This is a genomic window from Burkholderia sp. MSMB1589WGS, from assembly GCF_001636105.1.
GTDB lineage: Bacteria > Pseudomonadota > Gammaproteobacteria > Burkholderiales > Burkholderiaceae > Burkholderia > Burkholderia humptydooensis.
This window is the reverse complement of sequence record NZ_LNJT01000006.1, coordinates 1021995-1036279: the sequence shown is the minus strand read 5'-3', so window position 1 is coordinate 1036279 and position 14285 is coordinate 1021995. Positions and strand designations below refer to the sequence as shown.

Annotated in this window: 9 protein-coding genes; 7 read left to right on the top strand and 2 right to left on the bottom strand. The window is 67.9% G+C overall.

Translation table 11 applies throughout. From position 1 onward, the window contains the following. Nucleotides 1-228: 228 nt before the first annotated feature. The 6 genes from WT16_RS06985 (at nucleotide 229) to WT16_RS06960 (ending at nucleotide 9730) form a co-directional block, all read left to right on the top strand. Nucleotides 229-894, top strand: a complete 666-nt coding sequence (locus WT16_RS06985) for a hydantoinase/oxoprolinase N-terminal domain-containing protein (RefSeq protein ID WP_063532961.1) — start codon at nucleotides 229-231, stop codon at nucleotides 892-894. A 201-nt stretch (nucleotides 895-1095) separates the two neighbouring features. Then, nucleotides 1096-2109 (top strand): sulfate ABC transporter substrate-binding protein, encoded by a 1014-nt coding sequence (locus WT16_RS06980; protein WP_063532960.1) that lies wholly within the window; start codon nucleotides 1096-1098, stop codon nucleotides 2107-2109. Nucleotides 2110-2618: 509 nt separating this feature from the next. Beyond that, entirely contained in the window at nucleotides 2619-4322 is a 1704-nt protein-coding gene (locus tag WT16_RS06975; protein ID WP_063532959.1) for a peptidase S10, read from the top strand. A gap of 45 nt (nucleotides 4323-4367) precedes the next feature. Then, on the top strand, nucleotides 4368-4772 hold the full coding sequence (locus tag WT16_RS06970; protein ID WP_006024318.1) for a hypothetical protein: 405 nt from the start codon (nucleotides 4368-4370) through the stop codon (nucleotides 4770-4772). 144 nt (nucleotides 4773-4916) lie between these two features. Continuing rightward, nucleotides 4917-5936, top strand: a complete 1020-nt coding sequence (locus WT16_RS06965; RefSeq protein ID WP_063532958.1) for an ion channel — start codon at nucleotides 4917-4919, stop codon at nucleotides 5934-5936. Nucleotides 5937-6154: 218 nt separating this feature from the next. Then, nucleotides 6155-9730, top strand: coding sequence for an indolepyruvate ferredoxin oxidoreductase family protein (locus WT16_RS06960; RefSeq protein ID WP_063532957.1), 3576 nt, complete (start codon nucleotides 6155-6157; stop codon nucleotides 9728-9730). Between the two features lie 125 nt (nucleotides 9731-9855). On the opposite strand, the gene WT16_RS06955 is transcribed toward WT16_RS06960, so the two are convergent. Continuing rightward, nucleotides 9856-11523 carry a Na+/H+ antiporter gene (locus WT16_RS06955; protein WP_063532956.1) on the bottom strand — a complete coding sequence of 556 codons (1668 nt, stop codon included), beginning with the start codon at nucleotides 11521-11523 and terminating at the stop codon, nucleotides 9856-9858. Nucleotides 11524-11836: 313 nt separating this feature from the next. Here WT16_RS06955 and WT16_RS06950 point away from each other — a divergent pair, with 313 nt between their 5' ends. After that, the gene (locus tag WT16_RS06950; RefSeq protein ID WP_015601933.1) at nucleotides 11837-13126 is read left to right on the top strand and encodes an EAL domain-containing protein; all 1290 of its coding nucleotides are present in this window, start codon (nucleotides 11837-11839) and stop codon (nucleotides 13124-13126) included. Between the two features lie 14 nt (nucleotides 13127-13140). Here WT16_RS06950 and WT16_RS06945 read toward each other — a convergent pair whose 3' ends face one another. After that, entirely contained in the window at nucleotides 13141-14253 is a 1113-nt protein-coding gene (locus WT16_RS06945) for a hypothetical protein (RefSeq protein ID WP_059930475.1), read from the bottom strand. Between the last annotated feature and the right edge of the window lie 32 nt (nucleotides 14254-14285).

Here is a 14285-nt window from a genome sequence, read left to right as displayed (position 1 = left end):
GCGCGGCGTCGCGCTGGACACCCCCTGCGTAGCAACGGCCGCATCGTGCCTCGCACCGCGTCGAGATGCTCGATCGCCGGCATCGCGACTGGCATCACGCCGTGCGCGCCGGCCGCCAATGGCGCGGCTATTGCGACGTCGTCTCCGAGCCGTCGCTTCCGATTCGACGAACACGTTCATTCGGGCGTATCGCGGCTCACGACTACATCAATCACTGGAGACGAAAACATGGAAGGGCTTTCGCAAGTCCAGGTGCCGGGCATCGACGCAGGCGGCACGATGACCGACACCTTCTTCGTGCGCGCGGACGGCCGGTTCGTCGTCGGCAAGGCGCAAAGCAATCCCGAAGACGAATCGCTCGCGATCCTCAACTCGTCGCAGGATGCGCTCGTCCACTGGCGGCGGGACGTCGACGACGTGTATCCGGAGCTGCTCACCTGCGTATACTCGGGCACGGCGATGCTCAACCGCGTCGTGCAGCGCAAGGGGCTCGACGTCGGCCTGCTCGTGAACAAGGGTTTCGAGCACATCCATTCGATGGGCCGCGCGATCCAGAGCTATCTCGGCTACGCGCTCGAAGAGCGGATCCACCTGAACGCGCATCGCTACGACGAGCCGCTCGTGCCGCTGTCGCGCACGCGCGGCGTCACCGAGCGCACCGACGTGCAGGGCGACATCGTGATTCCGCTGCGCGAGGACGAGGTGCGGCACGCAACGCGCGAACTCGTCGCGGCGGGCGCGAAGGCGATCGTGATCTGCCTGCTGCAATCGCACAAGAATCTGACAAAGACGGCAAACCAGCTCGGCATCGCGAAAAGCACGCTGTACGAGAAGATTCGCGAGTACGGTCTGCTCGGGGCGGTGAGCGATACGCGTCGGCGTGGGGGGCATTGACGCGGGCGGCAAGACGCTCTACATGCGCCTTCGGGCGACGCCATCGCAATGCCCCGAGAATATATCGGCGGCGTGAACAATGTCCCCATCGTCCTTCGCATCTCTTCGCGCCGGATCGACTCGCGCCGCGCCGATCGCCGCTAAAATCGTCGCTTGCGAAAACCTGACGAATCACGTCGAACCACCTGCGGAGCATCAACGATGAAGCACAACAATGGAATCGGCCGCCGGCTCGCCGCCGGCGTCGCCGCGGCGCTGCTCGCGGCGGCCGCGCATGCGGATACGTCGCTGCTGAACGTGTCCTACGACGTCACGCGCGAGCTGTACAAGGACATCAACGCGAGCTTCGTCGCCGCGTACAAGCAGAAGACGGGCGAGACGGTGTCGGTGCGGCAGTCGCACGGCGCGTCGAGCGCGCAGGCGCTGTCGGTGCTGCAGGGGCTGCAGGCCGACGTCGTGACGATGAATCAGCCCAACGACATCGATCTGCTCGCCGAGCGCGGCCAGTTGCTGCCGAAGGACTGGCGCGCGCGCCTGCCGGACAACAGCTCGCCGTACTCGACGACGATGGTGTTCCTCGTGCGCCACGGCAATCCGAAGCAGATCAGGGACTGGAGCGATCTCGCGAAGCCCGGCGTGCAGGTGATCATCGCGAATCCGAAGACGTCGGGCAACGGCCGCTACGCGTATCTCGCCGCGTGGGGTTATCAGAAGCTGAAGGGCGCGACCGATCAGCAGGCGCTCGACTTCGAGAAGGCGATCTTCCGCAACGTGCCGGTGCTCGATTCCGGCGGCCGAGGAGCAACGACGACGTTTACGCAGCGCGGCATCGGCGACGTGCTCGTCACGTTCGAAAACGAAGTCGCGCTGATCGACACGGGCGCGGCGGGCGCGAGCTTCGACGCCGTCTATCCATCGGCGAGCATTCTCGCGGAGCCGCCCGTGGCGATCGTCGACAAGGTCGTCGACAAGAAGGGCACGCGCCGCGCGGCGCAGGCGTACCTCGACTATCTGTACTCGCCCGCCGCGCAGGAGATCGTCGCGCAGCACCATCTGCGCCCGCGCGACCCGAACGTGCTGAAGAAGCACGCGAGCGAGTTCAAGCCGCTCAGGACGTTCAGCGTCGAGCAGATCTTCGGCAGTTGGGCGAACGCGCAGAAGACGCATTTCGCCGACGGCGGCACGTTCGACAAGATCATCGTCGACCGCAAGTAAGCGCATCGGCCGGCCGGCGATTCGCGCGGGCTGTCGCCGCTTCGTCATTCGCCGTCCGGATGACGATTGCATCATCCCTTCGGAAATTCACGGGCGTATTCGATGGAATCGGAATGCGCCCGTTTTGTTTCCTTTCTCCGGTTCGAATGCCGGATTATTTCGCGCATTTCGGTATTCCCGGCGCGGATTCAGTCACCGCCCGGCCGCGTGCCTGTCGCAAGCCGCCTGATTCGTTGTGTCCGCAACGAACGTTCGCAAGCCGAGACGCCTTTGAGGCGGCTTGTGTACGCGCCGGGCCTCGCAAACCGCGCGTGATTGCTTTCGGCAGAGAGGCAAACGCGGCCGCATTCATCGATTGACGATCGATTGAAGAATGGTGGGCTTCCACGGTTGACGCGCCATTTTTTCATTATTACGATGCGCCGAAATTGAATAAATCAATTGAGACTTTATCGAGGAAGATATTGCGCCGCAATATCTTACGTCTTTGAAATAAATAGAAAGCAAAAATGAAAAAAACGATGCATGGAGGGTATGCCGGCCCGGCGCGATCGCGTGGCCGGATGTCGGCGGCAGTGGCCGCCGCCGCGGCGATGCTGCTCGCGCTCGGCGGGTGTGGCAACGATCTGCAGAGCACCACGACGCCCGCGCAGCTCAATCAACCGTACACGGACACGACCGCGTACTCGCCGAAGGCGGGCGACGGGTTGCCGGCGTCGCAGGTATCGGAGCGCGCGGCGGTGATGAGCCACCAGTGGTCGGCGAACGGCGCGCCGCTCGACTACCTGACGACGACCGGGCATCTGACGGCCTACGATCCGAACGGCAACGCGCAGGCGACGATGTCGTACGTCGCGTACACGGTGCCGAGCCGCGACGGCTCGCCGCGGCCCGTCACGTTCTTCTACAACGGCGGCCCGGGCTCGTCGTCGGTGTGGCTGCGTCTCGGCTCGTTCGCGCCGACGCGCGTCGCGACGCCCGATCCGCTGATGACGAACTGGCCGAACTATCCGCTCGTCGACAACCCGGAAAGCCTGATCGCAACCACCGACATGGTGTTCATCGATCCGCCGGGCACGGGCCTCTCGGAGGCGATCCAGCCGAACACGAACCAGACGTTCTGGGGCGCGGACGCCGACGTGAAGGTGATGCGCGACTTCATTCGCCGCTATCTGTCGGTCAACGGCCGCGGCGGCTCGCCGATCTATCTGTACGGCGAATCGTACGGCACGCCGCGCACGGACATGCTCGCGCTCGCGCTCGAATCGGCCGGCGTGCCGCTCGCGGGCATCGTGCTGCAGTCGTCGATCCTGAACTACATGGCGGCCACGGGCGATCAGGCGGCCGGCACCTTCCCGTCGTATGCGCAGGTGGCCGCGTACTTCAACCAGGTGTCGCCGTCGCCGACGAATCTCGGCGCATACGCGCAGCGCATCGAGGATTTCGTGACCGCGCAATACGCGCCGATCGTGCATTACGCAACGGCGTCGTCGCCGATTTCGCCCGATGCCGGCACGCTCTCCGCATGGTCGACGCAAACGAGCATGACGACCGCGTCGATCAGCGCGTACTTCCAGTATTTCTATGACACGGAACCGTCGCCCGGCCAGACGACGCTCGTGCCCGGCTACACGATTGGCCGCTACGACGGCCGCGTGTCGCTGCCGAACAGCGATCCGCGCCTCGCGAGCGACGACGATCCGTCCGACATCCTGATCTCGAAGCCGTTCACGACCGCGCTCGCCTCGCAGATGCCGAACTACCTCGGCTACACCGCGCCGAACGCGACATATCAGACGCTGAATCCCGACATCATCGGCGTGTGGAACTTCAGCCACGCGGGGCAGCCGTATCCGGACACGATCCCGGACCTGCTCGCCGCGCTGCAACTGAATCCGAAGCTGAAGGTGCTCGCGTCGAACGGCTATCATGATCTCGCGACGCCGTATTTCGAGACGGAGAAGGAGCTCGCGCGGCTGCAGACGGTGTCCGGTCTTGCGCCGAATCTGCAGGTGACGTTCTATCAGGGCGGCCACATGATTTATCTCGACGACGTTGCGAGGCCGCAGATGCAGGCGGATCTCGTCGCGTTCTACCAGAACCGGCCGGCGGCGAATGCATTGACGCTCGCGGCGCTGCCGTCGCCGTGGCCCGACGAGAGCCCGGCGAACACGCCGACGGCGAAGATCGCGCGAGCCGCCGCGGCCCGCTGAGATTGCGGCCCGCTTCGTTGAACCCCTGATATTGCGAGTCCAGTCATGTTCCAGATTCTCCCGTTGCGGCGCATCCTTCCGGCGGTCGCATTCGCGTTCGCCGCCGCGTGTTCGATCGGCGCGTCCGCCGAAACCTTGCAGGCCGTTTCGTCCGTCGCGCCGTTGCACGGCGGCGTCGACGGCCCGTTCTTTCCGAAGGCAGCGTCGGCCGTGCCGGCGTCGGCTTCGGCGACGACGGGCGCGCAGTTGCAGCAGCAGGCGCAGAGCCGGCTCGCCGCGAGCCTCGGCGCGAGCGGCGCGCTTCGCAACGGCGCGGCGGTCACGAAGGCGCAGGCGCAGGCGAGCGGCCTCGGCTACGTCGCGCAGCATTTCGACGAGATCGACGCCGCGCACACCGGCAAGGTCACGCTCAAGCAGGTCCAGCAGTTCATCGAGCAGCAGCGTCAGTGACGCGCTGACGGGCGGCGCGGCGCGCCCGGCCCGCCGAAGGCCGGGTGTGCCGCCGCTCGCGGATCGCGCGAAATCCGGCCGCGCGACGAACGCATCGCAAGCGCCGCGTGCTACGCTCGCCGCACCGATTCCGGCGAGACTGCGATGAACGTCGATCCCTCCTTCCCGCATTCCTCCGATCCTTTCGCGCGCGACGGCGCACGCGACGGCGCGCAAGCGCGCAAGCCGCCGCGCGGCGGCCGCCGGATCTGGTCCGGCACGCGCGAGGTGATCGCATACGGCATGCCGGCGTCCGTCTGGCGCGATCTCTACTACTGGGCGCTGAAAGTGAGCTGGCCCGTGTTCTTCGCGTCGCTCGCCGCGCTGTTCGTCGTCAACAACACGCTGTTCGCGCTGCTCTACCAGCTCGGCGCCGCGCCGATCGCGAATCAGTCGCCGCCCGGTTTCGCCGGCGCGTTCTTCTTCAGCGTCGAGACGCTCGCCACCGTCGGCTACGGCGACATGCATCCGCAAACCGTCTACGCGCACGTGGTCGCGACGCTCGAGATCTTCGTCGGGATGTCGGGGATCGCGTTGTCGACGGGGCTCGTGTTCGCGCGCTTCGCGCGGCCGCGCGCGAAGATCATGTTCGCGCGCCACGCGATCGTGCGCCCGCTCAACGGCCGGATGACGCTGATGGTGCGCGCGGCGAACGCGCGGCAGAACGTGATCGCCGAGGCGCGCGCGAAGATGCGGCTGATGCGGCGCGAGCGCTCGTCCGAGGGGTATTCGCTGATGAAGATCCACGATCTGAAGCTCGTGCGCAGCGAGCATCCGATTTTCCTGCTCGGCTGGAACATGATGCACGTGATCGACGAGTCGAGCCCGCTGTTCGGCGAGACGCCGGAGTCGCTCGCCGAGCGCAGCGCGATGCTGCTCGTGACGATCGAGGGCTCCGACGAGACCACCGCGCAGGTGATGCAGGCGCGCCACGCGTGGGAGCACGGCGACATCCGCTGGCACCACCGCTACGTCGACCTGATGAGCGACGTCGACGGCATGACGCACATCGATTACACGCGCTTCAACGACGTCGAGCCGGTCGAGCCGCCGGCGGCGGACGTGCCCGGCGTGGCGACGCCCTGCGCAAAGCCTCCCGGCGAAGGCGACGCCCGCCCGGTCTGACCCCGCCGAGCCTGCGCGGAGCGAAATCTTTCTCGAATCGCAAGCAAAGCTTCAGCCGTCTTTCGATGAAACGCTGATCGACATCAAGATGAGCAAAAAAATTCTTCTATTGGCGTAAAAAAATAAGGCTCATTGCGTTGCGCATCGAAACAGAGGGGCGCGCTTTCCCGGCGCGCGGCGATGCGGCAACGGCGAACAGCACATCGAGGAGACGACACATGAACGCTCGCTTGCCGATCGACGGCCCGCCCGCGTTGGCCGACTATCGCCTGGCCGACAATCTTCGCGCGACGCACGGCCGCATTTTCCTGACGGGCACGCAGGCGCTCGTGCGCCTCCTGCTGATGCAGCGCGCGCTCGACGCCGCGCAGGGCGTCAACACCGCGGGCTTCGTGAGCGGCTATCGCGGCTCGCCGCTCGGGATGGTCGACCAGCAGCTCTGGAAGGCGAAGCAGCAGCTCGACGCGAGCGGCGTGCGCTTCCTGCCGGCGATCAACGAGGAGCTCGGCGGCACGGCGGTGCTCGGCACGCAGCGCGTCGAGGCCGATCCGCAGCGCACCGTCGACGGCGTGTTCGCGATGTGGTACGGCAAGGGCCCGGGCGTCGATCGCGCGGGCGACGCGCTCAAGCACGGCAACGCGTACGGCTCGTCGCCGCACGGCGGCGTGCTCGTGGTGGCGGGCGACGATCACGGCTGCGTGTCGTCGTCGATGCCGCATCAGAGCGACTTCGCGATGATCGCGTGGCGCATGCCGGTCGTGAATCCGTCGAACATCGCCGACATGCTCGAATTCGGCCTGTACGGCTGGGCGCTGTCGCGCTACTCGGGCGCGTGGGTCGGCTTCAAGGCGATCTCGGAGACGGTCGAATCCGGCTCGACCGTCGATCTCGACGCGCTGACGATGCGCTGGCCCGCGCCCGAAGGCTTCGCGCCGCCCGCGGGCGGCCTGCACAACCGCTGGCCCGACCTGCCGAGCCTCACGATCGAGGCGCGCCTCGCCGCGAAGCTCGACGCGGTGCGCCACTTCGCGCGCGCGAACAGCATCGACAAGTGGATCGCGAAGAGCGCGCGCGCGAACGTCGGCATCGTCACGTGCGGCAAGGCGCATCTCGACCTGATGGAGGCGTTGCGCCGGCTCGATCTGACGGTGGCCGATCTCGACGCAGCCGGCGTGCGGATCTACAAGGTCGGCCTGTCGTTCCCGCTCGAGATGACGCGGATCGATACGTTCGTCGAGGGCCTCGCCGAAGTGCTCGTGATCGAGGAAAAAGGCCCCGTGATCGAGCAGCAGATCAAGGATCATCTGTACAACCGCGCGCCGCACGCGCGGCCCGTCGTGCTCGGCAAGTACGATGCCGCCGGCGCGCCGCTATTGTCCGAGCTCGGCGAGCTGCGGCCGTCGCGCATCCTGCCCGTGTTCGCCGAATGGCTCGCGCGCCACAAGCGCGCGCTCGATCGGCGCGCGCGCGTCGTCGATCTCGTCGCGCCGAGCATCCTGTCGAACGAAGCGGACGCCGTGCGGCGCACGCCGTATTTCTGCTCGGGCTGCCCGCACAACACGTCGACGAAGGTGCCGGAGGGCTCGATCGCGCAGGCGGGAATCGGCTGCCATTTCATGGCGTCGTGGATGGAGCGCGACACGACGGGCCTGATCCAGATGGGCGGCGAGGGCGTGGACTGGGCCGCGCACGCGATGTTCACGAACACGCGCCACGTGTTCCAGAATCTCGGCGACGGCACGTACTTTCATTCAGGGATCCTTGCGATCCGGCAGGCGGTGGCCGCGCGCGCGAACATCACCTACAAGATCCTCTACAACGACGCGGTCGCGATGACGGGCGGCCAGCCCGTGGACGGCAGCATCTCGGTGCCGCAGATCGCGCGGCAGGTGGAGGCGGAAGGCGTGTCGCGCTTCGTCGTCGTGTCCGACGAGCCCGAGAAGTACGACGGCCATCACGCGCTGTTCCCGAAGGGCACGACGTTCCATCACCGGCGCGAGCTCGACGCGGTGCAGCGCGAGCTGCGCGAGACGCCGGGCGTCACCGTGCTGATCTACGATCAGACGTGCGCGGCCGAGAAGCGCCGCCGCCGCAAGAAGGGCGAGTTTCCCGATCCGGACAAGCGCCTGTTCATCAACGAAGCGGTGTGCGAAGGCTGCGGCGATTGCGGCGTGCAGTCGAACTGCCTGTCGGTCGAGCCCGTCGAAACCGGGCTTGGCCGCAAGCGGCGCATCGATCAATCGTCGTGCAACAAGGATTTCTCGTGCGTGAACGGCTTTTGCCCGAGCTTCGTCACGGTCGAGGGCGCGAAGCTGAAGAAGGCGGCGGGCGTCGCGTTCGACGAAGCCGCGCTCGCCGCGCGTGTCGACGCGCTGCCGCGCCCCGCGACGCATCTCGCCGACGCGCCGTACGACATGCTCGTGACGGGCGTCGGCGGCACGGGCGTCGTGACGGTCGGCGCGCTCGTCAGCATGGCCGCGCACCTGGAAGGCAAGAGCGCGTCGGTGCTCGATTTCATGGGCTTTGCGCAGAAGGGCGGCTCGGTGCTGTCATTCGTGCGGATCGCGTCGTCGGACGCGTGGCTCAACCAGGTGCGGATCGACACGCAGCAGGCCGATGTGCTGCTCGCGTGCGACATGGTCGTCGGCGCGAGCGCCGATGCGCTGCAGACGGTGCGCCGCGAGCGCACGCGGATCGTCGTCAATACGCATGCGATTCCGAACGCGGCGTTCGTGCGCGATCCCGACGCGAGCCTGCACGCGGACGCGCTCGTCGAGAAAATGCGGCACGCGGCGGGCGACGTCTTCCTGTCGCGCTGCGATGCGCAGGCGCTCGCGACGAAGTTCCTGGGCGACACGATCGGCGCGAACATCCTGATGCTCGGCTTCGCGTGGCAGCAGGGGCTCGTGCCGGTGTCGCTCGACGCGATGATGCGCGCGATCGAGCTGAACGACGTGGCCGTGCCGATGAACAAGCTCGCGTTCTCGATCGGCCGGATGGCGGCCGCCGATGCGGCGGGGCTCGACGCGTTGTGGGATGCGCGACATCCGGTGCATGCGCCGCCGCTGCCGCAGACGCTCGATGCGATCGTCGCCGATCGCGAGGCGCGGCTCGCCGATTACGGCGGCGCGCGCTACGTCGAGCGCTATCGCGCGCTCGTCGGCGCGGCGCGCGCGACGGGCGACGAGCGTATCGCGCGCGCGGTCGCGGCGACGTTCTACCGGCTGCTCGCGGTGAAGGACGAGTACGAGGTCGCGCGGCTCTATACGGACGGCGCGTTCCGCACGGCGCTCGAGGCGCAGTTCGAAGGCGCGGCGGGCAAGGACTTCCGCGTGAAGTTCAATCTCGCGCCGCCCGCGACCGCGAAGGCGGGCAGGGACGGCGCCGCGCCGCGCAAGCAGGTGTTCGGGCAGTGGCTGTGGCCGGTGCTCGGCATGCTCGCGCGCGTGCGCGGCCTGCGCGGCACGCGGCTCGATCCGTTCGGCGGCACCGTCGAGCGCAGGATGGAGCGCGCGCTCGCCGACGACTACGAAACGACGATGCGCCGCGCATTCGCGGCGCTGACGCCGCAGACGGCCGACCTCGTCGCACGGCTCGCCGAGTTGCACGCGAAGGCGCGCGGCTACGGGCACGTGAAGCTCGCGAGCGTCGCGGGCGTGAAGCGCAGCGAACGCGAACTGGCCGCGCGCCTGTCGATCGACGCGGCGACGAGCGCCGCCGTGCAGCGCGCGCTCGACGAGATGAAGGGCGCGGGCGCGTTGCGCGGGATTCCGGTCGTCGTCGCGAAGTCGTGAATGTCGTGTGAGCGGCGCGTGAATGTCGCTTGAGCGCGGAGTGACGCGCGGGCGGGCGGTGGTGCGCAAACGCGTGGCCGCCCGCCGTTTTTTCGCGGCGCGTTTTGGGGGCGGCGCGCGCCGCGTCAGACGATCCCCTTCTTGCGCGTCGATAGCGCCGTCTCCGACAAATCGATTTCGCGCATCAGCTTCGCGAGCGTCTCGTCGTTGATCTGCTGCTCGCCGCGCAGCCGGTAGAGCACCGAGCGCTCCGCGCGGATCGCGGCGATCTTCAGCGCCAGCTCCATCTTCTCCGTCTGCCGCGCTTCCTCGCGCGGCGTCGCGCCGTCCGCGGCGAGGCCCGCGAGCCGGCGGCGGTACAGGTCCATCACGCGCGCGGTCACGTCCGCGCAGCGCGCGGCGGCCGTCTCGTCGAGATCGACGGCGAGCGCGTCGTGCGCCGCGTCGACCGCGCGGATCGCCGCCTGCGCGGCCGCCGCGCGCGCGGCGCGCTCCTCCTCCGCGTGCGGATTGCGCATCGGGCGCACGCCGCGCAGCAGCAGCGGCAGCGCGATCACCGCGACGACGAGCGAGCCGAGGATCACGCCCGACGCGACGAAGATCGCGGTGTCGCGGCCCGCGAGCGGCGTGCCGTCGCCGAGCGCGACCGGCACCGACAGCACGCCGGCGAGCGTGATCGCGCCGCGCACGCCGCCCACCGTCATCACGGCGATCGTGCGCAGGCCCGCCATGGTGCCGGCGAGGCCCTGCTTCGCGGCGCGGCGGCTCGCGATCCAGCGCAGCAGCCACACCCACGCGAAGCGGATCGCGTAGAGCGCGGCGAGCATCGCGGCGACGTAGCCGATCATCGCGCCGACGAGCGCGTCGCTCGTATGGTGCGCATCGACGAGCGCGCGGCCGATGATGTGCGGCAACTGCAGCCCGAGCATGATGAACACCATGCCGTTGAACACGAACTCGATCATCGCCCACGTGCTTTCCGCGCGCACCCGCGCGGCGACCGTGCTGCTCTTCGAGAAGCTCGTGTAGTTCATCATCATCCCGGACGCGACGGCCGACAGGATTCCCGACAATTCGAGGTGCTCGGCAATGAGATACGACGCGAACGGCACGAGCAGCGTCATCACGATGCCGGGGGCCGGATCGCCTTCCTGCGCGGCGTTCAGGAAGCGCGTCGACAGCGCGCTGAACAGCCACGCGAGCGCCGCGCCCGTCGCCAGGCCGCCCGATGCGACGATCATGAAGCTGATCGACGCGTCGCGCAGCGAGAACATGCCGGTCAGCGCGGCCGCGATCGCGAACTTGAGCGCGACGAGGCCCGACGCGTCGTTCATCAGCGCCTCGCCTTCGAGAATGTGCATCAGTTGCGGCGGGATGCGGCCCTTGCCGGCGATGCCGGCGAGCGCGACGGCGTCGGTCGGCGACAGCACCGCGGCGAGCGCGAACGCGACGGGCAGCGGCAGGCCGGGAATCAACCAATGCGCGAAGTAGCCGACCGCGAGTACCGTCATGAACACGAGGCCGAACGCGAGCATCAGGATCGCGCGCCGCTGCAGGTACAGCTCGCGCTTCGGGATGCGCCAGCCGTCCGCGAACAGCAGCGGCGGGATGAACAGCAGCATGAAGATTTCGGGATCGAACGTGACGTGCAGGTTGAACCTCGGCCACGCGAGCGCCGCGCCGATCGCGATCTGCATCAGCGGCAACGGCAGGCGCAGCGGCAGCACGCGCGTCGCGACGCCGGACAGCGCGACCGCGAGCAACAGGATCAGAACAGTGAAGACGATTGCCATCGATGAGCGAAACGGGGATGAAACGACGGTACGCAGTGTAGCGTGCGCGCGAAATGCGCGGCGTGAAGCGGGGAAGCGAGCACGGGCGCACTGTGGTGGTGCGCACAATCCCCATCGGCATGCATGCGCGGCGCGCCCCGGGCGGCGCGCCCGTGCCGGGGAGCGAGCGGCGGGACGCGGCGCCGCGCGAGTGAGCACGGAGCTTGCTTGATGCTTGCCGACAACTATGATCGAACAACCGAGGACCACCGATGAAAACCCGCGAGTCGCACGTTTCGCCTGCCGACGTTTTCGTCATCAGGAGGGCCGCCGCATGACCATCGCACAGCAGGAGCGCCCCGTCGCCGCGTCGCCGTATCGCTTCGAGGCGGAGATGACGTCCGGTCTCGAGCGCGTCGCCGCGCATCATCACGATCTGACGCTCACGTCCGTGTTTCAGCCGATCTTCAGCCTGTCGCACATGCGCGCGGTCGGCTACGAGGCGCTGTTGCGCGCGCACGATGCGCTCGACCGCCCCGTGTCGCCGCTCGACGTGTTCGGCGAAGCCGCGCGCCACGGCGAGGCGACGCAGGTCGACCGCCTCGCGCAGGCGCTGCATCTCGAAAACTTCGCGCGCTTCGGCGCCGAGCGCGAATGGCTGTTCCTCAACGTGCACCCCGGCGTGCTCACCGATCCGTTTCAGGCCGCCGCGCTGTTCGCGAACCTGAAGCGGTTGGATATTCCGCCGCGGCGCATCGTGCTCGAAGTGCTCGAGCAGCGCGCCGACGACATCGAGCGGCTCGCCGACGCGGTGCGCGAATTCCGCGAGCAGGGCTTCCTGATCGCGCTCGACGACTTCGGCGCCGGTCATTCGAACATCGAACGAATCTGGCAACTGAGCCCGGACATCGTGAAGCTCGACCGGATCATGCTGTCGCACGCGCAGCACCGCGCGGGGCTCACGGCGATCCTGCACGGGCTCGTCACGCTGCTGCACGAGGCGGGCAAGCTCGTGCTGATCGAAGGGGTCGAGACCGAGCACGAGGCGCAGATCGCGTTGTCGTGCGACGCGGATTTCGTGCAGGGCCATTTCTTCGGACGTCCGGCGCCGGGGCTGCCCGACAGCGCGGCGGCGTCCGCGTGCATCGGCGAGCTGACCGAGCGCTATCGCCAGCAGACCGAAGCGTCCGAGCGGCGCGACGCGCAGCGGCTCGCGCCTTATCAGCGCGCGTTCGAGCGCGCGGCCGAGCGCCTCGCGGCGGGCGAGCCGCTCGACGAGGTCTGCTGGAACTTTCTCGCGCTCGACCACGCGGCGCGCTGCTTCCTGCTCGACGAGCGCGGACGGCAGGCGGGCCGCAACGTCGTGCTGCGCGCGGACCGCGCGTCGCGCGAGACGCGCTTTCTGCCGCTCGCCGACGCGCAGGGCGCGAGCTGGCTGAGGCGCCCGTATTTCCGGTCGGCGATCGTCGAGCCGGGGCGCGTGCAGGCGACGCGGCCGTATCTGTCGATCAACGAGGCGCTGCCGTGCGTCACGCTGTCGATCGCGGTTCGCGTGAACGACGCGCTGTGCGTGCTCTGCGGCGATATCGACTGGATCGACGACGAAGCGTCGACGGGCGCCTGAGCGTCGGCGCGCCCTCAGAGCGCGACAAACAGCATCCCGTGCGGGTCCTGCAGCGCCGATGCGCTGCCGATGCCCGCGACCACCGGGGTCAGGTGCCCCGTCTTCGTGTCGAGCTGCATGACCTGACCTTGTCCGGCGCTGTACGCATCGCCCTGCTTGAACGGCGCATCGACCCGATAGGTCGTGTTGCTCGCATCGGTGAAGAGCATGAAGGTCTTGCCCACGGGGCCGGACGCCGGCACCCAGCGCGTATCGTCGACAGGATAGACCGGACCGTCCTTGTCGTTGTAGAGCGTGAGCGTCAGCACGCTGACCGTTTGCGCTGGGCCGGGGTTGTGGATGAATACCAGCTTGCCGTCGGCCTGGCTGTCCAGCATGAGGTCGCCGGCCGAATCGATCGCTTCGGAATCCGGATCGGTCAGGCTCAGCGTGACCGGCTGGTTGTAGGTCGGGTTCGCCGCGCCGCCGACAGTCGGCGTCACGTCGATCGCCTGCGCGTTACCGGCCAGCACCGGCGCGACGTCGAATGTCGTGCCGTTCGGATTGAGCGTGAGCGACACGACGGTCGGCGCGGCACCCGGCGTCGTCGGATTCGACGCGCTCACGTAGATGACGCCGTTCAGTAGCTGCATGTCGTCGAAGCCGCCGCCATGCGCGGTCGGATTGACGGTCGGCAGATACGTTTTCTGGTTGCCCGACGCGAGATCGATGATCGTCAGCTCCGGGTTGCCGTCCTCGTTTGCCATCGCCCAAAGCGCGTTCGTGTCGGCGCGCGCCATCAGACCGTCCACATGGCCCGGCACCACGTAGGACTTGAGCACGTTGCCGTTCAGATCGTACTGGACGATCGTGTTCGTCAGGTTCGGCACCGAGCCGTCCTTCACGTCGCCCGCCATCTGGTAGCCGATGAAGACCGTGTCGTTGTAGCGGACGATCGAATCCGGCTTGGCGTTCGAGGAGGGCGCCTTCGCGAAGACGGACAGCGTGTAACCGCTCGCGGTCGCGGTGTTCGGCACGGGGGCGGCATTGGCCGCTACCGCGCCCGGCACCGGGGCGACGTCGTCGCCGCCCCCGCACGCGGACAGCATGGCGGCGGAGATTACACAAAGCAGGGAGATTTTTTTCATATGGATATCCTGAATGAAAGATCGGTAATGAA

What these genes read in the sequence shown, in the direction of transcription:
- WT16_RS06970 (WP_006024318.1), top strand. Translation starts at nt 4,368, where the DNA reads ATGTTCCAGATTCTCCCGTTGCGGCGCATCCTTCCGGCGGTCGCATTC.
- WT16_RS06950 (WP_015601933.1), top strand. Translation starts at nt 11,837, where the DNA reads ATGACCATCGCACAGCAGGAGCGCCCCGTCGCCGCGTCGCCGTATCGC.
- WT16_RS06955 (WP_063532956.1), bottom strand. Translation starts at nt 11,523, where the DNA reads ATGGCAATCGTCTTCACTGTTCTGATCCTGTTGCTCGCGGTCGCGCTG.
- WT16_RS06945 (WP_059930475.1), bottom strand. Translation starts at nt 14,253, where the DNA reads ATGAAAAAAATCTCCCTGCTTTGTGTAATCTCCGCCGCCATGCTGTCC.
- WT16_RS06980 (WP_063532960.1), top strand. Translation starts at nt 1,096, where the DNA reads ATGAAGCACAACAATGGAATCGGCCGCCGGCTCGCCGCCGGCGTCGCC.
- WT16_RS06975 (WP_063532959.1), top strand. Translation starts at nt 2,619, where the DNA reads ATGAAAAAAACGATGCATGGAGGGTATGCCGGCCCGGCGCGATCGCGT.
- WT16_RS06965 (WP_063532958.1), top strand. Translation starts at nt 4,917, where the DNA reads ATGAACGTCGATCCCTCCTTCCCGCATTCCTCCGATCCTTTCGCGCGC.
- WT16_RS06960 (WP_063532957.1), top strand. Translation starts at nt 6,155, where the DNA reads ATGAACGCTCGCTTGCCGATCGACGGCCCGCCCGCGTTGGCCGACTAT.
- WT16_RS06985 (WP_063532961.1), top strand. Translation starts at nt 229, where the DNA reads ATGGAAGGGCTTTCGCAAGTCCAGGTGCCGGGCATCGACGCAGGCGGC.